This is a genomic window from Mesorhizobium sp. B2-1-3, assembly GCF_006442495.1.
In the GTDB taxonomy this organism is placed as follows: Bacteria; Pseudomonadota; Alphaproteobacteria; order Rhizobiales; family Rhizobiaceae; genus Mesorhizobium.
This window is the reverse complement of sequence record NZ_VFWL01000026.1, coordinates 1-15640: the sequence shown is the minus strand read 5'-3', so window position 1 is coordinate 15640 and position 15640 is coordinate 1. Positions and strand designations below refer to the sequence as shown.

The 15640-nt window shown below is 61.8% G+C and carries 16 protein-coding genes; 3 read left to right on the top strand and 13 right to left on the bottom strand.

Annotated elements, in window-relative coordinates; translation table 11 throughout:
* Position 1: 1 nt before the first annotated feature.
* From FJ973_RS28775 to cyoA, 13 genes are all read right to left on the bottom strand, one after another.
* A complete protein-coding gene (locus tag FJ973_RS28775; protein WP_140500657.1) occupies positions 2–880 on the bottom strand; it encodes a cytochrome c oxidase assembly protein in 879 nt (292 codons plus the stop codon).
* Positions 877–1218 (bottom strand): hypothetical protein, encoded by a 342-nt coding sequence (locus FJ973_RS28770; RefSeq protein ID WP_140500656.1) that lies wholly within the window; start codon positions 1216–1218, stop codon positions 877–879. The genes FJ973_RS28775 and FJ973_RS28770 overlap by 4 nt, the downstream gene beginning before the upstream one ends.
* Before the next feature lies 1 nt (position 1219).
* Positions 1220–1825 carry a cytochrome c oxidase subunit 3 gene (locus tag FJ973_RS28765; RefSeq protein ID WP_140558718.1) on the bottom strand — a complete coding sequence of 202 codons (606 nt, stop codon included), beginning with the start codon at positions 1823–1825 and terminating at the stop codon, positions 1220–1222.
* A complete protein-coding gene (gene ctaD, locus FJ973_RS28760; protein WP_140558717.1) occupies positions 1822–3792 on the bottom strand; it encodes a cytochrome c oxidase subunit I in 1971 nt (656 codons plus the stop codon). Before ctaD ends, FJ973_RS28765 begins: the two co-directional genes overlap by 4 nt.
* A complete protein-coding gene (coxB, locus tag FJ973_RS28755) occupies positions 3789–4802 on the bottom strand; it encodes a cytochrome c oxidase subunit II (protein ID WP_140558716.1) in 1014 nt (337 codons plus the stop codon). Before coxB ends, ctaD begins: the two co-directional genes overlap by 4 nt.
* On the bottom strand, positions 4799–5332 hold the full coding sequence (locus tag FJ973_RS28750; protein WP_140500652.1) for a c-type cytochrome: 534 nt from the start codon (positions 5330–5332) through the stop codon (positions 4799–4801). The genes coxB and FJ973_RS28750 overlap by 4 nt, the downstream gene beginning before the upstream one ends.
* A complete protein-coding gene (locus FJ973_RS28745; protein WP_281407028.1) occupies positions 5329–6129 on the bottom strand; it encodes a substrate-binding domain-containing protein in 801 nt (266 codons plus the stop codon). Before FJ973_RS28745 ends, FJ973_RS28750 begins: the two co-directional genes overlap by 4 nt.
* Positions 6130–6178: 49 nt before the next feature.
* A complete protein-coding gene (locus FJ973_RS28740; RefSeq protein WP_348642407.1) occupies positions 6179–7939 on the bottom strand; it encodes a methanol/ethanol family PQQ-dependent dehydrogenase in 1761 nt (586 codons plus the stop codon).
* A gap of 122 nt (positions 7940–8061) precedes the next feature.
* Positions 8062–8784, bottom strand: coding sequence for a heme-binding protein (locus FJ973_RS28735; protein WP_224519043.1), 723 nt, complete (start codon positions 8782–8784; stop codon positions 8062–8064).
* 429 nt (positions 8785–9213) lie between these two features.
* Entirely contained in the window at positions 9214–9624 is a 411-nt protein-coding gene (cyoD, locus tag FJ973_RS28730) for a cytochrome o ubiquinol oxidase subunit IV (RefSeq protein ID WP_140558713.1), read from the bottom strand.
* The gene (cyoC, locus tag FJ973_RS28725) at positions 9621–10295 is read right to left on the bottom strand and encodes a cytochrome o ubiquinol oxidase subunit III (RefSeq protein ID WP_140558712.1); all 675 of its coding nucleotides are present in this window, start codon (positions 10293–10295) and stop codon (positions 9621–9623) included. The genes cyoD and cyoC overlap by 4 nt, the downstream gene beginning before the upstream one ends.
* A complete protein-coding gene (gene cyoB, locus FJ973_RS28720) occupies positions 10292–12295 on the bottom strand; it encodes a cytochrome o ubiquinol oxidase subunit I (RefSeq protein WP_181170974.1) in 2004 nt (667 codons plus the stop codon). The genes cyoC and cyoB overlap by 4 nt, the downstream gene beginning before the upstream one ends.
* A 2-nt stretch (positions 12296–12297) precedes the next feature.
* Positions 12298–13245 (bottom strand): ubiquinol oxidase subunit II, encoded by a 948-nt coding sequence (gene cyoA, locus FJ973_RS28715; protein ID WP_140558710.1) that lies wholly within the window; start codon positions 13243–13245, stop codon positions 12298–12300.
* Between the two features lie 516 nt (positions 13246–13761).
* Between cyoA and FJ973_RS28710 the strand changes: the two genes are divergently transcribed.
* The 3 genes from FJ973_RS28710 to FJ973_RS28700 form a co-directional block, all read left to right on the top strand.
* Positions 13762–14067, top strand: coding sequence for a preprotein translocase subunit YajC (locus tag FJ973_RS28710; protein WP_140521307.1), 306 nt, complete (start codon positions 13762–13764; stop codon positions 14065–14067).
* Between the two features lie 228 nt (positions 14068–14295).
* Positions 14296–15291 carry a YihY/virulence factor BrkB family protein gene (locus tag FJ973_RS28705; protein ID WP_140517449.1) on the top strand — a complete coding sequence of 332 codons (996 nt, stop codon included), beginning with the start codon at positions 14296–14298 and terminating at the stop codon, positions 15289–15291.
* A gap of 137 nt (positions 15292–15428) precedes the next feature.
* The coding region (locus FJ973_RS28700; RefSeq protein WP_348642406.1) for a Ku protein at positions 15429–15640 on the top strand (212 nt) is incomplete at its 3' end.

The following is a 15640-nucleotide window of genomic DNA, read 5'->3' as shown; positions in this document are numbered from 1 at the left end:
TTTAGATGGGCCAGGGCGCATGCGCGACCTTCCTGGTTCCGCTCGTCGTTATCCAGAGGCCGGCCAGCAATAGCGCTGCCCCGCCATAGATAAGGCCGGCCGGGACCCACATAACGAGCCCGGCAAGCTGCTGGTCCTCGATCGGGCTTAAATTCCACACTGCCGCCCCGGCAGCATTCTCCGGGTACCAGAGCTTCGGCGATAGAAGAAGCAGGACGCCGAGCAGGCCGGTGTGCAGGGAGGTGAAGAAAAGATGCATCACGGCATTTCCATAGGTCTGCTGTTGGCTTGGGCGCGGCAGCAACGCCCACCAGAAGAGCAGGCCTGTGCCGAGGAAGCTCGCATGTTGGGCATAGTGCAGCACGCCATGCTCGAGCGCTGCCTCAAACAGGACCGGAATGTGCCACACCCATATCGCGATCCCGTGAACAATCGTTGCGGTGACAGGCCGGCTCGCAAAGGTCCAGAGCGCTCGCAGCGATTTGCCATGCCCAACCATACCCAGGGCACGCCGAAACGTTACGGGAAATGCCCACAGCAGAGCAGGGGCGGGGCAGGCGATGACCAGCAGCGGCGCCGCCACTGCCATCAGCAACTCGTGCTCGATCATGTGCGCGACAAACAGCCGCTCGCCGAGAGCATGGATCGGACTGACCAACGCTGCCGTCAGTACGCTCCAGCCGGCGGCAAACAGCAGCGCCTGACGCATCCGTAGCGGACGGCCGCGAGTGCTGCGGCGCCACAGCCTCATCGCACCGGCCATGTAGATGAGCGCGACGGCCGTCAGCGGGGCCGTGATGGGAAGCGCAAGTGTCCATCCGGCCTCGGGCGCGCCGGAGCCATAGCAGATCGAGGTGGAGAAGAGAGTGGCCAGGTTCATCGCAGACACTCGTCCAGGATAAGTGCGGCGCTTCCCTGCATGATGATGACCAGTGCAAACAGGAGAGCCGCCAGCATGCCGAGATCGGCGACGAAATGCTCGGTACCGCGCGTGCGTTCTGCTTTGAAAGCAGCGCCGCCTTGCCGCTTTGCCTGCCAGGACAGAGCACCGCCCAGAAGCGAGAACAAGGCCAGCAGCAACGCTAAGGGAAGCACGACCGGCACCTGGTGATTGCATTGCCAGGGAACCAGCGAGTAGTTCAGTTGCGTCGAGACCGCCCAAGCCAACGGGCCCGACAAAAGCCCACCCCAGGAAGTTCCCAACCGGACCGCGCGCATGTCAGCCGAGCCTCGGTACCCAGTAGATCAGCAGATAGATCGGAAGCCAGGTTGCGACCACGAAATCCCAATAGAAAACATTGTCGCCGATGTCGCCGAAGCGTCGCCCGCTATAGCCATGGCGCGTGAACATCAGCACCGTCAGCACGATCGTATCGCCGACATCTGTTATCAGATGCGTGGTGTGGAGCCCGAGCAGCACCCAAAGCATCGAGCCGTAGGCGTTCGTATCCCAGTAAACGTTCAAGGCCGGAAACTCGAACCAGCGCACAAGGAGCGGGGCGAGGCCGAGCAGCGACATGACAACCAGTCCGATCCGCACCGGCACGATGGCGCATTGCTTGGCATAGCGATCGAGGATGTGGTTCGGCACCAGGCTGGCGATCAGCAGCAGCGTGACGATCGTTCCTGGCCAATGGTTCGGCTGCGGTGCACTCAACGGCCATTCAGGCCAAGAGACCGCCAAGTAGAGATAGGCGGCTGCGGCGAGCGCAAAGCCGGTGCCCTCCAGAGCCATGAAAGCGAGCGTGCCCCACCAGGTCGGGCTGCGCGGACCATGCCCAAAGGTGGGGAGACCGGAAACATCTGTGACGGGACGCTCGTTCATTCCTCGTCCTCCGGATCACCTTTTGGCCAGAACCAGCCGATCAAGGTGACGGCGATTGGCAGGGCGCCCCACACGATGGCCCAGGGGGTGAAGATCGAATAGAGAAACGTGCCGCCTACGGCGAACGCTGCAAAGAGCGGCCAGATCGACGGTGTCGCCGATTTCTCGCGAATGTCGGGATGGGCTTCAGCGACTGTCGAGACCAGCAGCTCGCGCGCGTCGACGCGAAGCCCGGTCGCTACGGGAAGAGCGTCGCGCTCGGCCCAGAGTGGCTCCGCGTTGGTGACGACCGGAATGCGCGCGAAATTATAGCTCGGCGGCGGCGAGGGCGTTGCCCATTCCAGGGTGCCGGCCTCCCAGGGATTGTTGCCTGCCGCTGCGCCTTTCAACGCGCCATGCACAAGATTGAAGGTGAACTGGACGAAACTCAGGAAGAAGACCACCGCGCCTGCTGTTATGAACAGGTTGATGTTCCCCCAGCCAAGCTCGGCCGGATAGGTGTAGACCCGTCGCGGCATGCCCCACAGCCCCACGATGTGCATCGGGAAAAAGGCGGCGTTGAAGCCAATGAAGGCCAGCCAGAAATGCAAGCGGCCCAGGCGCTCGCTCATCATTCGGCCGGTGATTTTAGGAAACCAGAAATAGGCCGCACCCAGCAGCGGGAATACCGATCCGCCGATCAGCACATAGTGGAAATGCGCGACGACGAAGTAGGTGTCGTGCACCTGCAGATCCAGCGGCACGGAGGCCAGCATGACGCCGGTGAGACCGCCGATGACGAAGATGAAGAAGAAGCCGAACACGAACAACATTGGCGTGCGGATCACCGGTCTGCCGTCCCACATCGTTGCCAGCCAGCAGAAGATCTGTACGCCGTTGGGAATAGCGATCATCATGCTGGAAGCGGTGAAGAAGCTGGCGCCGAGCTTGGGCAGGCCTGTCGCGAACATATGGTGGACCCACAGGCCAAAGGACAGGAAGCCGACCGCGATCAACGACAGAACCATGCCGAGATGGCCGAACACCGGTCGGCGGGCGAAAGCCGGGATGATCGAGGAGACCATGCCGGTCGCCGGCAGGAAGATGATGTAGACCTCGGGGTGACCGAAGAACCAGAACAGATGCTGGAACAGCAAGGCATCACCGCCTTCGGCCGGGTTGAAGATGTGTGTGCCGACCAGCCTGTCGAGGATCAGGAATGTCGAGGTGATCATCACCGCCGGCATTGCGAAGACGACGACAAAGGAGGTGACCAGCATCGCCCAGACGTATAGCGGGATCTTGTCCAGCGACATGCCGGGAGCACGCTGCTTCAAGATCGTGACGATCGTCGCCACTGCCACAGCCAGTGAAGACACCTCGGTATAGGTAATCATCTGCGCCCAGACGTCGGCGCGCTTGCCAGGGGCGAATTCGGGACCGGACAGCGGCACATAGGCGAACCAGCCGACGTCCGGCGCCATGTTGAGAGCGAAAGACACCCAGGCGAACAGGCCGCCCGAAACATAGACCCAGTAACTGAACGCATTCAGCCGCGGAAACGCAATGTTGCGGGTGCCGACCATCAGCGGCACGAGATAAATGCCGGTCGCCTGCACGATCGGTACCGCGAACAGGAACATCATCGTGACGGCGTGCATGGTAAACAGCTGGTTGTAGAGGTCCGGCCCGATCAGCCCACGCTGTGGTCCCGAGAGCTGAACACGCATAGCCACTGCGTTGAGCCCGCCCAGACACAGAAAGATAAAGGCAGTGATCAGATAGCGCCTGGCGATCACCTTGTGGTCGACGCTCGAAAGCGCGCCGACGATGCCGGGGGGCGTACGCCAGGTGCGCTCCAGCCGCCGCTGGAGGTCGGCTTCCTCCATGCCGGTATCGCGCGGTCCGTCATGCTCGGGAGCGAGATCTCCCTTTGCTTGGGCTTCCGCCCGCAGGTCGCGTCCGCTCGTCAGGTCGGCGCTGGTCATTTCAGCCCCTCGAGGTAAGCGACGATGGCATTGAGCTCGTCGCCGTTGAGAGCCATTACAGGCATGTGGGAGCCGGGCTTGATGCCTTGCGGATCGGCGATCCAAGCGGCGAGATTGCCGCGGCTCATCGTCAGCGTTCCGGCTGCGAGAGTTTGCCGGCTGGCTATATGGGTAAGATCGGGCGCTACCGTGCCACCTGCGGGTGTGCCGCCGATCCTGTGGCACATCACGCAGGGCCGCTGGAGGAAAAGATCCGCGCCGGCCTTGGCTTCGGCATTGGTCGGAGCGGCGGCAGGCCGCAACTGGTCGTCCAGCCAGGCATCGAACTGCGGCCGCGGCTCGGCAATGATGAAGGTGCCCATGTTGGCGTGCTGCGCGCCGCAGAACTCAGAACATTGACCACGATAGACGCCTGGCTTGTCAGCCCTGATGTCCAGCACATTCATATGTCCGGGGATGAGGTCGAGCTTGCCGGCAAGGCTCGGCACCCAGAAGGAGTGGATTACGTCTGTTGAAGTCAAAAGAAGCCGAACCGGCTCGCCGGCCGGAATATGGATTTCGTTCGCCGTCGTCAGGATGCGGCTTGGCTGGGCATTCTCGTAGCGCACTTCCCACCACCATTGATGGCCGGTCACGCGGACCGTCAGCGCCTCATCCGAGCCGATCCCGGCAAGCGTCCTGTTGGCGAAAAAGCTCAACAGGGTCAGCCCAATTAGGATCGCCGCAGTCACCCCAACCGCGGTCAAGACCACGCGCATTTTGCGATGTTCGGAAGCGAGGTCGAGCACGAGCGGATCTTTTCCTGTTCGAACTCGCTGGAACAGGGTGGCGACCAGCACGACCATCACCAGCATCCACACGGCCGCGCACAGGGCAGTGAAAAACCAGATCAGCCAGGCGAGCTCGCCCGCGGCCGGGCCTTTCGGATCGAGAGCGGACTGCCAGCCGCTGCAACCTGAAAGCGCCAGGAGAGCGGCTGCGCAACTCGCTTTGGGAAAAAATCGTTTCACGGCGATTTCCCCAGCGTCGCGGCATCGGGGAGGCGATTTTCCGACGGATGGACCATCATGTCGTCGTTACGCTGTGGTGCGGCGGAGGAGGGGGCGTTGCCGCTCAGCGAACGTACGAAGGCTGCAAGCTCCCAAATCTGATCATCGGGTATCTTGTTTCGGAAGCTAGGCATGCCGTTAGGCCGCCCGTCCCGGATCGTTGCGTGGATACTCTCGATCGAGCTGCCGTAAACCCACTTCTCATCCATCAGCGCCGGTCCCATGCCGCCGCCGCCATTGGCATGGCACCCCGAGCAATTGAACCAGCTGAACAGGCGCTTGCCCTCGCTAAGATGAAAGGCGTTGGCCTCGAAGCTGGCCGCCTTGTTGTCGCTCGGGAGCGGCCTTTGGCCGCCTGGCTCCAGCGCAGTCACCGGCGTTGGCTGTTGGCCGGACCCAAGGGCCGATTGCGGACGTGTGTCGCGCTCTTCCCGCTGGCAAGCGGCAAGGGCCAGCATCGCCGACAAGAGCACGGTGAGGTTCCGCCTCATCGGTCCGCGCTCCCGCCGGTATCAAGGCGCGGCACACCGTATCGGGCCAGGGTCGCGTCGATCTCAGCCTTGTGCTTGGCAAGGGCTGCATCCACTTCGTCGCGCAGCCCGTCGTCCCCGCGTCGGACGCCCATGGAGATGTCGTAGACCATTGGCAATTGAGGCCCGTCGATTCGAGGTGTCACGGGCGTGATGCGCAGCGGTGTCTTCTGCTTGGCGGCGAAATAACCAGCGAGCGGGCCCCAGACGACGGCAACATCGATCTCGCCGCTGGCCACCGCCTCGACAATGCGCGCGGGCGGGTTGGGAGCCGAATAGTCGCCATAGACTGGATAGCCGACGAGATGACCGACAATGCCGCGGCGGCCGAGTGCCTGGGCCGGTGGGGAGTTGGCCCCGTCATCGCCGATGAGCTGCACGCCGATGCGCAGAGTGCGCAGGCGTGGATCGTTGAAAGACGTGATCTCGGGACTGTCCCGCCGCGTCACGAAGACATAGGTCGAGCGGTAATAGGGAGCGGTGGCGCGGAGAATTTCGAGATTGGCGGGAGTGCCAAGTATGAGATCGCACAGGCCTGCCTTGAGCGTGTTGCGAACGAACCCGCGGCGTTGGGCCCACCAGGTATAGGAAAGTCTTGCATCCAGCTCTTTGGCGATGATCTGGGCAATCTTGTTTTCGAAGCCCTGTCCAGCGGCGTTGGAAAACGGCATGTTGTTAGGGTCGGCACATACCTTGAGTTCACGTGCGTCGGCGGCAACCGCGAAGAGCAGCGAGGCAAACGCTACCACCGCGGCCACAAGACGCCCGTTCGCCTCGCGTCTTCGAACTGTCTTCAACTCGAAAGCATCAGGGGAGCCGGAACACATAGAGCGTGCCTCCCGCCGTGGTCGCGTTCTTCAGGTCTTTCATCGCGTTAACGAAGCCGAGCGCGGCGGTAGCGTCGCGCGGGTCGAGATCGCCCGAGACGATCGCGCCGGCCCAACCACCGACGCCCGACAGGATCGCGACATATTGGTGCCCGTCGGGGCCGCGATAGGTGACCGGCTGGCCGATGATCCCGGACGAGGTCTTGAACTGCCAAAGCAATTCCCCTGTCCTTGCGCTCACAGCTTTGAACCAGCCCTCCATTGTGCCGTAGAACACGACGTTGCCGGCGGTGGCGACCGCGCCACTCCACACCGGAAAATTCTCTCTCAGGCTCCAAGCCGGCTTCGCAGCCGCGATGTCCCATGCGGTGAAGGCGCCGCGGTTGCCACCCGGGCCCGGGATCATGCGCACATTCATGCCGACATAGGGGGTGCCGGCGATGTAGTTCACCTCGAGGCCCTCTTCGTCCATGCACAGATTGTTGTGTGGGATGTAGAGCAGTCCTGTCTTCGGCGAGAACGCAGATGGCTGCCAATCCTTGAGCCCGGATGCTGTCGGGCAGATATCCCGGATCACCCTGCCGGTGCCGGTTTTCTTGTCCGGGTTTTCGATCAGACGCCCGGTTTTCAGATCGACGCCCTTGCTGGAATTGACGGCCCCATAGGGTGTCGCCGACAGGACTTCCCCGGTGGTCCGATCCAGAATGTAGAGATAGCCGTTGCGCTCCGGGCGGACGAGCACTTTGCGCGGCTTACCCTGCCAATTCATATCGAGCAGGATCTGCTCGTTGATGCCGTCGTAGTCGTGCAGGTCGTGCGGGCTCCATTGGTAGAACCATTTCGCGGCTCCGGTATCGGGATCGCGCGCGAAAATCCCGGAGGTCCATTTGTTGTCGCCGGGTCGAAGGTCCGGATTCCACGGCCCTGGATTGCCGGTCCCGTGATAGATCAAGTTGAGGTCCGGATCGTAAGAGATCCAGCCCCACATGTTGCCGCCGCCGATCTTCCAGGCTTCCGGCGGCCATGTGGTCACGCCAAGGTCCTTGCCCTTGTCCATGTCGTAATGCGGCTTGAAATCCGGCCCGATCAGCACGTCCTTGTCCGGTCCGGTGCCGTAAGCCGTCCAGACGACATGTCCGTCGCCCGCGTCCAGCGCCTTGACCCAGCCGCGCACACCCATCTCGCCGCCGGAATTGCCGACCAGCACTTTGCCCTTCACCACAAGCGGCGCCATGGTTATGGTCTCGCCGATGTTGATGTTGCCGACATGCGCGTTCCAGACCGGTTGGCCAGTGACAGCATCCAGCGCGATGGTGTGACCATCCAGCGTGTTGAAGAAGAGGCGCCCGTCGGCGAAGACCGCACCGCGGTTGACGACGTCGCAGCAGGCAACGCCCTGCGCGGCAGGTTCGGGATTTGGCTCAAACTTCCATTTCATCGGCGCGCCCGGTTTGGAAAGATCGAGCGCGTAGACGATGTTTGGAAAAGGTGTCACGATATACATCGTGTTGCCGACGACGAGTGGCGCCGCTTCCTGACCCTTGTTCACTCCGGTCGAAAAAGTGAAGGCAACTTGAAGGTTCTTGACATTGTCCTCGTTAATGTCCGCCAGTTCGCTGTAGCGCGTCGAGGCATAATTCTTAGCCGGCATTGTCCATTGGCCGTCATCAGGTGGCGCGGCCGCGGCGGGCGGTGTGATGGCGGGTGTCACCGCGGACTGCGCGGCCGCGGCGTTCAGCAATGAGCAGCCTGCGGCCAGCACTAGCCACTTCAACGGCCTAAAGTCGAAACCGCGGCCCCTTTCCGCTCCTCGGCCGTCTGGTGTCGCAGATGCGTATTTCCCCGCCACTTTCAGAGATCCCCTCATTTGCGGATCGAACCTCCCACTCCGGCGCCCAGTTCCGCCGCGACGTCCGCCTCGGTTCCCGCGCACAACGGATGACCCCAGCCGGAGGCGCTCTTTCCGCCAGGATCGAGATCGTAGACGATGGCGTCCTTGGCGTTGGGGTTGACGCCCGCCGGAACCTTGTCCAGGCCCAGGGCCGCACGCAGGCGCCAAGCGACATTGTGATCGGCGCAGGAGGAGTCGCCGCTGATGCCAAGCCCGCCGACAATCGTTTTGCCGTCGTAGAGAGCAAGGCCGCCGCCAAATGCCACGACGCCGCCGATCGGCTTGCCAATCAGCGGATCGCTCGCACTCCCAAAGGTCTTGCTGTCGCCGGCATAAGCGGCTGCCTGGTTGACAGGATTGGTAAGCTGCAAGCCGAACAAGGGGCCACCCGGCTGAACAGAAGCATATAGATTCGCCGTCGAGAGAGCCATCTGGGCAACGCTGAGCCCGTTGGCCGTGCTGGCCTTTTCGGCTGCGATCAGCCGGCTGCCGGGCCACTGCGCATCGCTGGTGGGGCCGCTGAAAGCAACGGCGCAAACTGTCCCGTCACGCGTAACGATCGCCGCCCATTCATTGGTCTCGAAGCCGCCATTGGCGGGGCCTCCGCTTGCTTTGACGTTTGCCTTGAGGGCAGCCAGGAGCTTGGCGTGGTCGGCGGGGCAGGGTAGCTGTGCCCAGGCCCTGCTTTGCAGCAATGCACAATTAACGAGTACCAGGAGGCTGAAAGCCAGGGAGGAAAGCTGTGGGCGACCCATGATCCGGAGCATTCGTTGAACACAATGTGGAAAGTGGGAGCGCTCACAGAGCAAGGAATCCTCGCCAGATCCCTTGGCAAACTGAGCTATGTTCCCACGCTTTCAATGGAACTCGGACGAGGCCCCTATGTTCCTAGTTCCTGAAATTATGATGGAAGGCACAGACGTTGCGACCATGGGCAGCAGTTCACTCTGCTGCCGACCGTGAGCGGGCCGATATAGACATTGCCGGGCCAAACAGCTCGACTAGTTCCTCACGGCTCTTCGCACCTATGGATTTTCGACGCCTGAAAGTGCGGACGCTATGCGCAAGGTAACCGAACCGATGGACAGGCGGTTTTGCGCCCAGGCCACAGACCTGGAACAGCGTTATGGCATCATGTGAGCCTGATGCGCATCCATCGCTCCCATGTTCTGGCTGAGATGGTTCATGATCCACACCGAGCCCAAAACGACCAAGGTCACGATCAGCACACCGAAAGCGAGCGCGAGCACGTTGTTGGTGTTGTCAGGTCCTGTCGTCAGGTGCAGGAAAAAGACGAGATGGACGCCCATTTGTGCGATGGCAAGCACCGTCAGGGCCGAGATCACGGCCGGCTGGTAAATTAGATCGGTTTGTGCCGCAATGAAGGACGCCACTGACAACAGGATTGCCAGGCCAAAGCCCAGCAGATAGCCGGAAAGGCCTCCCGCCACCTCGTGTTCCTCGCTGCGTTCTTCGCCTGGTGCGGAATCGCGGCGGTCAAGCATGTCCTCGTGCCGGCTGTCCATTTCGCTCATGATGACGCTCCCAGCAGATAGACCAGGGTGAAGATGGCGATCCAGATGATGTCCAGCGCGTGCCAGAACAGGCTGAAGCAGTGAAGCCGGCGCAATATGTCGGGACGAAAGCCTTTTATCCAGAGCTGCGCCATCATGGTGCCGAGCCAAAGCAGGCCAAGTCCAACATGGGTTCCGTGGCAGCCCACAAGGGCGAAGAACGCGGACAGGAAGGCGCTGCGTGATGGGCCCGCCTGCTCATTCACCATGGCCGCGAATTCCTGCACCTCCAGGAACAGGAAGGCCGCACCAAGCAGGCCGGTCACCAGCAACCAGAACTGGGCGGCGGCCATTGACCGGCGGTGGGTCGCGAGCATCGCAAGGCCGCCAGTGAAGCTCGAGATGAGCAGCAGCGCCGTCTGTGCCGCGACGCGCGTCAACTCAAACAGCTCCTTGCCTGTTGGCCCGCCCGCCGCCGAATTGGACAGGACGGCATACGCGGCGAAGAAAGCCGAGAACATTATGATGTCCGACAACAGGAAGATCCAAAAGCCGTAGGCAACCGTGACGAACTTCGAGGCCGGGCCACCCTCGCCGTGGCCGGTCGCCGAGAATACGTGGTGGCCATGCCCTGCGGTGCGGCCCAGCCGGTAGGGATCGCGCGTTGCGGTGCCGGCGGGGATGTCGCTCATGCCACACGCTCGCGTCTACGCATCCAGGCAAGCTGGGCTGCCTTGCGGTCAAGATCGATGCGGCCGACCTCCTCGGCAGGGATCTCGTAATCGCCATGCTCGCGCCAGGCGAATACAACGAAGGTGGCATAGGCCCCGATGAAGCCGACAATCGCCAACCACCAGATGTGCCAGATGAGCGCGAAGCCAATCAGAGTGCTGAAGAAGGCGGTGACGAAGCCTGTGGGGCTATTGCGCGGCATCTCGATCGCCTCGTAGTCCTCTTCGGTCTCCTGACTCTGCTCGTCCATTGCCCTTTGCTTGACGGTCCAGTAGGGCTCCTCGTTTTCGACATGCGGCAGCCGCGCGTAGTTGAAGACGGGCGGCGGCGAGGATGTCGACCATTCCAGCGAGCGCCCGTCCCAAGGGTCGCCGGTCTCGTCGCGCAACTCGTCGCGATGCCTGATCGAGACGACAAGCTGCGTGACCTGGCATGCGGCGCCGACGATCATCACCACGATTCCGAAGGCCGCCACGACAAGCCACGGCGCCCACATATCCATGTCGATATGCTGAAGGCGGCGGGTCATGCCGAGAAGGCCGACGATATAGAGCGGCACGAACACCAGAATGTAGCCGGCAAGCGTGACCCAGAACGCCGCCTTGCCCCAACCCTCATGCAGCCGGAACCCGAAGGCTTTCGGGAACCAGTAGGTGAAGCCGGCAAAGGCCGCGAACAGCACGCCCGAGATGATGACGTTGTGAAAATGCGCCACGAGAAAGAGCGAATTGTGCAGCATGAAATCGGCCGGCGGAACGGCGAGCAGCACGCCGGTCATGCCGCCGATGATGAAAGTGGTGACAAAGCCTAGCGCCCACAGCATTGGCGTTTCGAAGCGCACGCGCCCGCCATACATGGTAAAGAGCCAGTTGTAGATCTTGACCCCGGTGCCGACGGCGATAACCGAGGTGGCGATGCCGAAAGCCGCATTGACATCAGCGCCGGCGCCCATGGTGAAGAAGTGGTGCAGCCAGACCATGAAGGAGACGATGCAGATGAACATCGTCGCCGCAACCATCGAACGATAGCCAAACAGCGGTTTCGACGAGAAGGTCGAGAAGATCTCCGAATAGATCCCGAAGGCGGGAAGCACGAGGATGTAGACCTCGGGGTGACCCCAGGCCCAGATGAGATTGACGAACATCATCTGGTTACCGCCGGCTTCGTTGGTGAAAAAATGGAAGCCGAGATAACGGTCGAGGGTTAGCATGGCGAGGGTTGCGGTAAGGATAGGGAATGCGGCGACGATGAGCATGTTGGAGGCAAGCGAGGTCCAGCAGAACATCGGCATGCGCAGATAGCCCATGCCTGGCGCGCGCATCTTGAGGATGGTGGTCGCCAGGTTGACGCCCGTGAGCAGGGTGCCGACGCCGGAGATCTGGATCGACCACAAATAATAATCGACGCCGACGCCTGGCGAGTAGGTCGTCTCCGACAGCGGTGCATAAGGTAGCCACCCGGTGCGCGCGAATTCGCCGACGACGAGCGAAATGTTGACGAGCAGCGCGCCGGTCGCGGTCAGCCAGAAGCTCACTGAGTTCAGCGTCGGGAAGGCGACGTCGCGGATGCCGAGCTGCAGCGGGATGACGAAATTCATCAGCCCAATGACAAAGGGCATCGCGGCGAAGAAGATCATGATCGTGCCGTGGGCCGAAAAGACCTGGTCGTAGTGCTCCGGCGGCAGGTATCCCGGCCCGTGGATGGCGAGCACCTGCTGGGTGCGCATCATGACGGCGTCAACGAAGCCGCGCAGAAGCATCAGCGCCGCCAGCACGATATACATGACGCCGATCCGCTTGTGGTCGACGGAGGTTATCCACTCATGCCAAAGATAGGGCCAGTAGCCTTTGATCGTTACCCAGGTCAGAACGGCGGCGGCGGCCAGGAAGACGATCAGGGCCGCGCCGAGCGGAATAGGCTGGTCAAAGGGAACGGCCGACCAGTCGAGCTTGCCGAGCATCGTCATCCTCCTTCATCGTGCTGGTGAGCCATGGGCGGCGCTCCCGCCTTGGGCTCAGCTTTCGGGCTCACCTGCGGCTCTCCGGCGGCGGTCGCAGCAGGTCCCGGCCCCGGAGGTAGCGTCTGGCGCACGACCGCATCGAACAAGCCCGGCTGCACATGGCCGAACGAGGATGCCGGCGCGTTGATGCTTTGCCTGGCAAGCTGGCGATAGGCGCTGGCGTTGAGCACGCCGCCTCCGCCATGCAAGGAGGAGGCCCAACTGGCGAAGGCGTCAGCCGAGACTGCCCTGACACGGAAATTCATGTCCGAAAAGCCATCGCCACTGAAATGCGCCGACAGGCCGACGTACTCGCCCTCGCGATCAGCCTGCAGGTTGACCTCGGTCTGCATGCCGTTCATGGCATAGACCATGCTGCCGAGCTGGGGCACGAAGAAGGTGTTCATGACGCTGGCCGAGGTCAATCTGAAACGCACCGGCATGCCGGTTGGAATAACCAGCTGGTTGACCGTTCCGACACCTTGATCGGGATAGAGGAACAGCCACTTCCAGTCGAGCGCCACGACTTGGATTTCGAGTGGCGGCCGGCTGGAGTCGATCGGCTTGCGAGGATCGAGATGGTACGATCCATAATAGATCAAGCCACCAAGGAAGAGGATGGTCAGCGTCGGAATCGACCAGACTATGAGCTCGATCCGGCCGGAATAGGTGAACTCTGGATCATACCGAGCCCTGCGGTTCGAGGCACGGAATATCCAGGCGAAGGCAAGCAGCGCGACCAGCGTCGGAATGACGATGACCAGCATCACGGCCATTGAGTTCAGGAGAATCGTGCGGTTCCCCGCGCCGACCGGTCCCTGCGGGTCGAGCACGCCTCCCGCGCAACCCGACAGGGTTACCGCCGCGAAAATCCAGAAAAGCGATAGGCCTCGACTACAACGGTGTAACACTGGAAAACATCATAGCCAGCCGCCGTCCCGGGGATCAGTACCTGCATAACTGAGGCGCGGGCTGCTTGTTCCGCAAAGGCGCGCTTTTGTCTCCGGCGAAGGGCGCTACGTCGAGATGACGGAGCGTCTCGCGCGCCCCACGCTCCGATCTCACCTTGTTCTACGTCAGCGTTACGGCAAGCTAACGTGCTGCAGGCTGGATGCTCTTCCTGCGGAAACGGACAGCAAATGTCCAACTCGGGGGTACCGCGGGTGCTACGGCGAACGCGAGCCCTACAAGATGCAACCCGACCTCGGGCGTGACGCCGTTGCACGCTGGGATGTTTCGCGATCACGCAATATCGGTTGGCTTGGCTCTTAAAGGTTCCGCCCTGTGTGCTCCTTCCCGGCGAGCCGTTGAGCTCGCGGTTCGCGATCCGCGTCGGCAGGTCTCCGATTGCCTGCTATGTAGGTGCGATTTCAGGCAACCAACTCGAGCTGCCAGCATTGATTTGGGATAGTCTCGGGAGAAATGCCATGCTGCAATTCAACCTGCCTCGAGAAGTTGCAATCGGTGATGAAGTTGCCCTGACGAGTACGGTCATGGACATGCTTCCCAGTGGGCGTGCCAGGGTGAGCATCCCCTCCTATGATCGTCCTTATGCGATCGATGCGCCCCCCAGAACTCACGTCGGAGACAAAGTCGTTCTTGTTGGGGACGTCACTCGGGTCGATCCCGCAACCAACAAGCTGAGCGTACGGATTGACTGTGGCGGTGTGGTTACCGTCCACAAGTCGGCGATCATAAGGCTCAAGAAGAATTGCGCGGCCCGAAATGGCTGACGCATCACCCTGCGACGTAAGGCTCGCCAACGAGGCCGAGCTCGCGGGATGGGATTATCCACGCCATCTCACCGCGCCAGCCTTACCGACGGGCTGCGCTCGATGAAGCTTGACCCCAACCCGCGCGCTGTATCGGCTACGGGAAGCCCTGTGCGACCAGCCGTGACAGGCATGATCGAGACAGGTCGCGACGCTCCGCGTCCGATATGGCGTGACTGGTGAGGGGAGATGCCACACTGGGTTCGCGGTACCTGGATTCTCTTGAAGGACGCCGTCACCGGCTTCATCGACGATAATGCGTTGAGCCACGGGGCGGCGGTAGCTTTCTACGCCACTACATCGCTGGCGCCGATCCTTCTGATCGTCGTGGCGATCGCCGGTCTGGCCGTGGGCAAGGATGCGGCCCAGCTCGCCCTGTCAACGGAGATATCCGGCGCGATGGGCGCGCAGAGTGCCGATCTACTCAAGGCGACGATCGAGACGGCTTCGCACCGATGGTCCGGGACGCTTGCCACGCTCATCGGATTGGTGACGCTCTTCTTCACTGCCTCCGGTGTTTTCGGTGAGATGCAACAGTCGTTGAACGAGATCTGGAAGGTAAAAGCCGACGGCCTGTCGCTTTCGCGCCTGGTGCGGGCGCGCGCGGCAAGCCTCGGCCTGGTTGCCGCGTTGGGCTTCATGCTGCTGGTATCGCTGGCGGCAAGCGCAGCGATCACCGCGCTGAGCGATGTCATCAATCACCACCTGCCGTTCGGCGAACTGGTGCTCAGCAGCGTCAACACCGTTGTCTCTTTCTTGCTAATTGGGCTGCTCTTCGCGGCGATCTACAAGGTCTTGCCGGATCGCACGCTCAAATGGCGCGATGTTGCCGTCGGTTCGGTGGTTACTGCGTTGCTGTTCACCATCGGCAAGTCGCTGATCGGCTGGTATATCGGCACCAGCGCGATAGCGACTTCCTACGGAGCGGCAGGCGCGCTTATGGTGGTGCTGCTTTGGGTCTATTATTCAGCGCAGATATTCCTCTTCGGTGCAGAAATTACGCGCGCTTACTCGGTCAGGCGCGGAAGCCGGCCAGACCTTGCGCCGGTAGTGGCGTTGAGCGGCGACAAGATAGACACGCCGCGCCGGCCTGAGGTGCATGACGGCGAGATCGCCGCATGGATTGTGGTAAGCAGCCTGATCACCGCGCTGCTCTCGCATTTGTCGCGGCGAAAGCAGGATTGACGCCGCGCGGGGGCACCGTTGGCATGGAAAGCCGCACCAGCCGTGATGCGATCGTGCGCGTCGATGCTGATCAGGCGGGCGGAACAGAACGATCCGGCTGACGTTTGTGCCGAGGATCGGCGCGACAGGAGGACTGCATGGCGGCCCCACGAGCAGTTTGGAAAGGGTTTCTGAAAGTCGGGTCCGTGTCGTGCGGAGTGAAGCTTGTGGGTGCAACCAGTGAGGCATCGAAAATCCACTTCAAGATTTTGAATCGGAAAGATGGATTGCCCGTCAAGGCTGCCTATGTTGACGAAGAGACGGGCGATGTCGTCGATAGCGAAAACCAAGTCAAAGGCTACGAGGCAGA

What these genes read in the sequence shown, in the direction of transcription:
- ctaD (WP_140558717.1), bottom strand. Translation starts at nt 3,792, where the DNA reads ATGACCAGCGCCGACCTGACGAGCGGACGCGACCTGCGGGCGGAAGCC.
- FJ973_RS28770 (WP_140500656.1), bottom strand. Translation starts at nt 1,218, where the DNA reads ATGCGCGCGGTCCGGTTGGGAACTTCCTGGGGTGGGCTTTTGTCGGGC.
- FJ973_RS28765 (WP_140558718.1), bottom strand. Translation starts at nt 1,825, where the DNA reads ATGAACGAGCGTCCCGTCACAGATGTTTCCGGTCTCCCCACCTTTGGG.
- cyoC (WP_140558712.1), bottom strand. Translation starts at nt 10,295, where the DNA reads ATGAGCGACATCCCCGCCGGCACCGCAACGCGCGATCCCTACCGGCTG.
- cyoB (WP_181170974.1), bottom strand. Translation starts at nt 12,295, where the DNA reads ATGCTCGGCAAGCTCGACTGGTCGGCCGTTCCCTTTGACCAGCCTATT.
- FJ973_RS28710 (WP_140521307.1), top strand. Translation starts at nt 13,762, where the DNA reads ATGCTGCAATTCAACCTGCCTCGAGAAGTTGCAATCGGTGATGAAGTT.
- FJ973_RS28705 (WP_140517449.1), top strand. Translation starts at nt 14,296, where the DNA reads ATGCCACACTGGGTTCGCGGTACCTGGATTCTCTTGAAGGACGCCGTC.
- cyoD (WP_140558713.1), bottom strand. Translation starts at nt 9,624, where the DNA reads ATGAGCGAAATGGACAGCCGGCACGAGGACATGCTTGACCGCCGCGAT.
- FJ973_RS28750 (WP_140500652.1), bottom strand. Translation starts at nt 5,332, where the DNA reads ATGAGGCGGAACCTCACCGTGCTCTTGTCGGCGATGCTGGCCCTTGCC.
- FJ973_RS28775 (WP_140500657.1), bottom strand. Translation starts at nt 880, where the DNA reads ATGAACCTGGCCACTCTCTTCTCCACCTCGATCTGCTATGGCTCCGGC.